The following is a 6006-nucleotide window of genomic DNA, read 5'->3' on the forward strand; positions in this document are numbered from 1 at the left end:
GTTTGATAAAGCTTAGCAACTTTAGGAGCTCGAATAGGCAAAATAACCCCATGCAAAATTGGACACCATAACCAACGCGTCATATCAACCACACGCTTGTCATGTAGAAACTGGCTTAAAAAGCGTTTAACTGCTGGGGCAGTTGGCTCGTCTGGCGTACCTAAGTTGACCAGTAGTACACCCTGTTTTTTACTGTTTTGCATAGCTTCCTATCGACACTAAAAAGGCTCTCTACGTACCTATCTCAGAAATAGATCAAACTAAGAGCATAAAAAAAGCGACCCAATCGGATCGCTTTACTATAACAAATTATCAAAATCTGCAGTTAGCTAATTATGCTAGCGCTTTCTCGATATCTGCACTAACTTCAGCAACTTGCTTAGTACCATCAAACTTAAGGTACTTAGTATTGCCCGCTTCAGCTTCTTTACCGTAGTAAGAGATTAGCGGAGCTGTCTGATCATGATAAACACCTAGACGTGCACGTACTGTCTCTTCTTTGTCGTCGTCACGAACAACAAGATCTTCGCCAGTCACGTCGTCTTTACCTTCAACCTTAGGTGGGTTGTATACAACGTGGTAAGTACGGCCTGAAGGTAGGTGAGCACGGCGGCCCGCCATACGCTCTACGATTACGTCGTCAGCAACATCGAATTCGATAACGTAATCAACGTCAACACCCATTGCTTTTAGACCATCAGCTTGAGGAATTGTGCGTGGGAAGCCATCGAGTAGGAAACCCTTTTCACAGTCATCTTGAGCGATACGCTCTTTGATTAGACCAAGGATGATTTCATCAGAAACTAGTTGACCAGCGTCGATAACAGCTTTTGCTTGTTTACCAAGCTCTGTACCTGCTTTGATAGCAGCACGCAGCATGTCACCAGTAGAGATTTGCGGAACACCGTATTTTTCCATGATGAAATTAGCTTGTGTGCCTTTACCTGCACCTGGAGCACCTAGAAGAATGATGCGCATGTTGAATCCTCTTAACATAATGATGATTTATACCGAAGCTCACTATGGGCTACTAAACTAACAGCGCGAGTTCACGGTAAGTTTCGGTATAACTTAATGAATAATAAAGCAGGCGTGCACATTACACGCCTGCTTGTTTGGTTTCAAGATTGCATTCTATCATACAATTTAAAACCAGGGCGCGAATTACGACTAAAGAATGCTTAAACACTCACACTAGTCTGCAACTTCACGCTATTTTATTCATGATTAATGCAAATAAACCAAAAAGCCCGCAAACTGCGAGCTTTTCGGCGTTTTTTGGCTATTAGCCCTTAGTCAAAAGCGTGTTAATCGCACCTAGGAACTGCGATGGGTCTTCCATCGAACCACGTTCTGCCAGCATCGCTTGACCAAGCAGAACTTCAACCCAGCGACCAAATGCTTGTTCGTCCGCCTCATCAGCCATACGTTTAACTAGTTCGTGCTCTGGGTTAATTTCGAAGATGTACTTCACTTCAGGGGCGGCCTGACCTGCTGCTTCTAACAGCTTCGCCATTTGTGTTCCCATCTCGAAGTCATCGGTCACAACTACTGCTGGCGTGCTCGCTAATTTAAAGGTAGTACGCACCTCTTTAACGCGATCACCTAAATACTCTTTAGTACGCTCAACAACAGATTTGAACTCTTCTTCTGTCTCTTTCCGCTTTTCTTTTTCAGCTTCGTCTTCAAAGTTGCTTAGATCAAGACCCGCTTTAGTGATTGACTGGAACTGCTTACCATCAAACTCAGTTAAGTAGTTCATTAGCCATTCATCGATGCGGTCATACATTAGAACCACTTCAATGCCTTTCGCTTTGAACTGCTCTAGGTGAGGGCTATTCTTAGCGGCTGCGTAGCTGTCTGCAGTGAGATAGTAGATCTTATCTTGGCCCTCTTTCATACGCTCAACGTACGAAGCAAGTCCAACGGTTTGGTCAGCAGAGTCGACTTCCGTAGAAGCAAAGCGAAGTAGCGCAGCTACCTTCTCTTTGTTGCTCATATCTTCTGCAGGGCCTTCTTTCAGAACTAAACCGAACTCTTTCCAGAACGATTGATACTTCTCTTCATCGTTTTTCGCCATGCGCTCAAGCATAGTCAACACGCGCTTGGTACATGCATTACGTAGTGACTGAGTCACTTTGTTATCTTGCAGAATTTCACGCGAGACATTCAATGGTAAGTCGTTTGAATCTATTAGGCCGCGAACAAAGCGCAGATATGACGGCATGAACTGCTCTGCATCATCCATGATGAATACACGTTGAACGTATAACTTAAGACCAGATTTATGGTCGCGGTTCATCATATCCCAAGGCGCTTTCGCTGGGATGTAAAGCAAGCTTGTGTAGTCATTCTTACCTTCTACACGGTTATGGCTCCACACCAGTGGATCAGCAAAGTCGTGCGACACATGCTTGTAAAACTCTTGATACTCTTCTTCAGAGATATCAGACTTGTTGCGAGTCCAAAGTGCTTGAGCTTTGTTGATTTGCTCCCACTTTTTCTCACCGGTCTCTTTTCCCTCTTCATCGCGTTCAGCGGTTTGGATAGAAACAGGAATACCAATGTGATCCGAGTACTTGCTGATGACTTCACGCAGACGCCACTCATTTAGGAACTCTTTCCCTTCCTCACGCATGTGAAGAATAATATCAGTACCACGACCTTCTTTAGTCACTGTTTCAATCGTGTACTCACCTTCCCCCGCAGAATGCCACTGAACCGCCTCTTCAGCGGTTAGACCCGCAGCACGAGTGCGAACCGTAACTGCATCAGCAACGATAAACGCAGAATAGAAACCAACACCAAATTGGCCAATAAGTTGCGAATCTTTAGATTGGTCTTCTGACAGCTTTGAGAAGAACTCCGCCGTACCCGATTTAGCAATCGTACCTAGATGTTCAATAACATCATCACGGCTCATACCAATGCCGTTGTCAGAAATAGTCAGCGTGTTAGCTTCTTCATCGAAAGATAACTTAACGCCTAAGTCTGCATCACCTTGGTATAGGTCAGGGTTCGATAGCGCTTGAAAACGTAACTTGTCAGAGGCATCTGATGCGTTCGAGATAAGCTCACGCAAGAAAATCTCTTTGTTTGAGTAAAGAGAATGAATCATTAGATGAAGTAACTGTTTTACTTCAGACTGAAAGCCACGAGTTTCTTTGTTTTGTGTTGCTGTATCGCTCATGCTAACTCCATAAGATCTATACTTATCAGGCCAATACATTCATAATGAATATGCGTAATTGGCAAAAATCTGCCATTTAACATGAGGGTGACAAATGTAAATTCAAGGTCAAAGATCATAAAAACAGTGTTTTTTTTGATTTATTTTGACTATGCTTGGCATCCCTAAAAATCAAAAAATCTAAACCCTATTTATGTGGTTTGGTTTTACTAAGTGCTCAAACACCATAAAACCCCGAAAACTCTAATATAGCGGCCACAATTAATGAGTAACATTGGTACCAAGTTTAATCTTGATAACAGATTCACCTTCGATCCAAACACCAACTCTCTTGTCGACAGAGAGAACAACGGCGAGCTGATTCGCTTAGGCAGCAATGAAAGCCGTATCCTGCTATTGCTGTGTGAAAAGCCGAGCGAAGTCGTCTCTCGTAACGAACTACACGATTTTGTATGGCGTAAGCAAGGCTTTGAAGTTGATGATTCAAGCTTGACCCAAGCAATTTCTACCCTGCGTAAGCTGCTAAAAGACTCAACCAAATCACCAATGTTCGTCAAAACGGTACCGAAACGTGGTTATCAGTTGATCTGTACTGTTGAACGTACAACGGCTCTAATGAGCGGCAATTCAGATGAAGATCAAAACTTAGATATAGAAGACGTTGACACACTAGAGCAAAGCAAGCTTGAAGCTGCGGTAGAACAAACAGCGACTCCTGAACCCAGTGCTCCATTTAGCGAACCGGCTCCACGACCTCGCGCCGAAAAAACTTCACAACCTTTAGTCACTAGGCTCTTGCTCATTACTGCGTTGTTGCTTCCATTGTGCGTGGTGCTTTTTACTAACCCGGCTGAATCTGAGTTTAGACAAGTTGGTGTGTTTGATAACACGCAAGTTAAGACACCAATCAATCACCCAGATTTACGCACATGGTACCCATCTATTGAACAATGTGTCATGAGATACAATGAATCTCATGCTGATGAACTTGCCCCTGTAGAAGTCATCGCGACGGGAGGACAAGATAACCAGCTCATCTTGAATTACATCCATTCACTGGATAACTCAGGGGAGAACGTGACACTACGAATATTCGCAGAACAACAAGATCTAAGTCGGGTCTGCCTACAGGAAGACAAGCAATGAAACAAAAATTAGCAGCTGGTTTACTCGTCATATCTGCAGTATTTAGTGCTTGGTTGTACTGGGGTAGTGATCTAAAAGTTGAACAAGTGCTCACTTCAAAAGAGTGGCAGTCAAAAATGATTACCGTCATAACAGCCCCTCTTCATGAGAAGGCCGTGGGCTCCCTGAGCAAGGTAGTGGCGACGTCTAATGTTAAATATCTGCCGAATAATACCTACATTAGAGTATCGACAGTTCGTCTTTACCCATTCAATGCCGAGACTGAGAGTGTGATTAGCATTTCAGAAACAGGCGAGTGGGATATCAGTGATAACTACTTATTGATTTCACCGACCGAGTTTAAAGATATCTCCTCGGCTCAAAGTAAAGACTTTACTGAAGATCAACTAAACCTGATCACTCAGGTGTTTAAAATGGATGCCCAACAAAGCCGTCGTATTGACATTGTTAATGAGAAAACACTCCTACTAACAAGCTTAAGTCACGGCTCTACAGTTTTATTCTCTAACTAAACTCAATATTAAGGGGCATGATGCCCCTTTTTTAACTCAAATGGACTGGATAAACACCTTCGGGCTCTTTTGGGGCTCTTTTATCGCCAACACGCTCGCCTCCCTATCTGGTGGTGGAGCTGGACTGCTCCAATTTCCTCTGTTGATCTTTTTTGGCCTCCCCTTCTCTATTGCCTTAGCAACCCACAAAATAGCAAGTGTTGCCCTAGGTCTTGGCGCCGCCTACACCCATATCAAGCAACGCAGTTTTAGCTATAAAGTCGCTCTTTATTTTGTTGTCGTCGGTAGTCTTGGTGTGGTTCTTGGAGCCAACATTGTGTTATTAATTCCTGGCGAAATAGCGGAAAAACTATTGGGTGGAATGATACTCTGCCTCGGGATTTATTCGCGTATTAAGAAGCAATTAGGTCAGCAAGAGGCACCGAGCAACCGCGATACCAAAGGTTGGATTATTGGCGGGCTAGGTCTAGCAATAATTGGCATTATCAACGGTTCATTAACCGCAGGTTCTGGGCTTCTCGTTACTCTATTTCTCGTCCGTTGGTTTGGCTACAGCTATAAACAGGCCGTCGCTCTAACCATGCTCTGTGTGGGTCTATTCTGGAATGGTATTGGGGGACTAGCCATCGTACAAGCTGGCGCCCCTGTCTATTGGCCTTGGCTTCCCATCCTTTTGTTAGGTTCTTTCATAGGCGGCAGTTTAGGCGCTTACCTCACCACTCGCTACAGTAACCAAATCATCAAGGTTTGTTTTGAAATACTCACCTTTGCCGTCGGAATCAAGCTGCTGTTTTAAGGAATAATTTATGGATAAGGCAATTATCGACATTTACTACTGCCGTCAGTGCAACTGGATGCTTCGCTCCACCTGGCTTTCTCAGGAGTTACTGCATACATTTAGCGAAGAGATCGAGACAGTTTCTCTCCATCCAGATACAGGCGGACGCTTTGAGATCCACTGTAATGGAACTCTGATTTGGGAACGAAAGCGTGATGGTGGCTTTCCTGAAGCGAAAGTTCTCAAACAGAAAGTGCGAGATGTCATCGACCCAGAACGAGATTTAGGCCATTCAGACAACAAATAGAAAAATAGGCAGTCAATCACTGCCTATTGTTATCTGAAGAGCTTCTAACGAATTGCCGTCGAAGCTAGTACTT

At 43.9% G+C, this 6006-nt stretch carries 7 protein-coding genes; 4 read left to right on the top strand and 3 right to left on the bottom strand.

The annotated features are described in order from the left end of the window. The 3 genes from QTO00_RS12985 to htpG form a co-directional block, all read right to left on the bottom strand. Positions 1–203: ferrochelatase (locus QTO00_RS12985; RefSeq protein WP_331425187.1), on the bottom strand; the 203-nt coding region annotated here is incomplete at its 3' end. Between the two features lie 130 nt (positions 204–333). Next, on the bottom strand, positions 334–978 hold the full coding sequence (gene adk / locus QTO00_RS12990; protein ID WP_331425188.1) for an adenylate kinase: 645 nt from the start codon (positions 976–978) through the stop codon (positions 334–336). A gap of 307 nt (positions 979–1285) precedes the next feature. Further along, on the bottom strand, positions 1286–3190 hold the full coding sequence (gene htpG / locus QTO00_RS12995) for a molecular chaperone HtpG (protein WP_331425189.1): 1905 nt from the start codon (positions 3188–3190) through the stop codon (positions 1286–1288). Positions 3191–3454: 264 nt separating this feature from the next. Between htpG and QTO00_RS13000 the strand changes: the two genes are divergently transcribed. From QTO00_RS13000 to QTO00_RS13015, 4 genes are read left to right on the top strand one after another with little or no spacing between them, the layout of a single operon-like run. Next, on the top strand, positions 3455–4336 hold the full coding sequence (locus QTO00_RS13000; protein WP_331425190.1) for a winged helix-turn-helix domain-containing protein: 882 nt from the start codon (positions 3455–3457) through the stop codon (positions 4334–4336). Next, positions 4333–4848: a regulatory protein ToxS gene (locus tag QTO00_RS13005; protein ID WP_331425191.1), complete on the top strand. Its 516-nt coding sequence runs from the start codon at positions 4333–4335 to the stop codon at positions 4846–4848. The genes QTO00_RS13000 and QTO00_RS13005 overlap by 4 nt, the downstream gene beginning before the upstream one ends. A gap of 40 nt (positions 4849–4888) precedes the next feature. Continuing rightward, on the top strand, positions 4889–5644 hold the full coding sequence (locus QTO00_RS13010) for a sulfite exporter TauE/SafE family protein (RefSeq protein ID WP_331425192.1): 756 nt from the start codon (positions 4889–4891) through the stop codon (positions 5642–5644). A gap of 10 nt (positions 5645–5654) precedes the next feature. Beyond that, a complete protein-coding gene (locus QTO00_RS13015) occupies positions 5655–5933 on the top strand; it encodes a SelT/SelW/SelH family protein (protein WP_331425193.1) in 279 nt (92 codons plus the stop codon). Positions 5934–6006 lie beyond the last annotated feature (73 nt).

Origin of the sequence: Vibrio sp. M260118 (assembly GCF_036533755.1) — a bacterium.
Classification (GTDB): domain Bacteria; phylum Pseudomonadota; class Gammaproteobacteria; order Enterobacterales; family Vibrionaceae; genus Vibrio.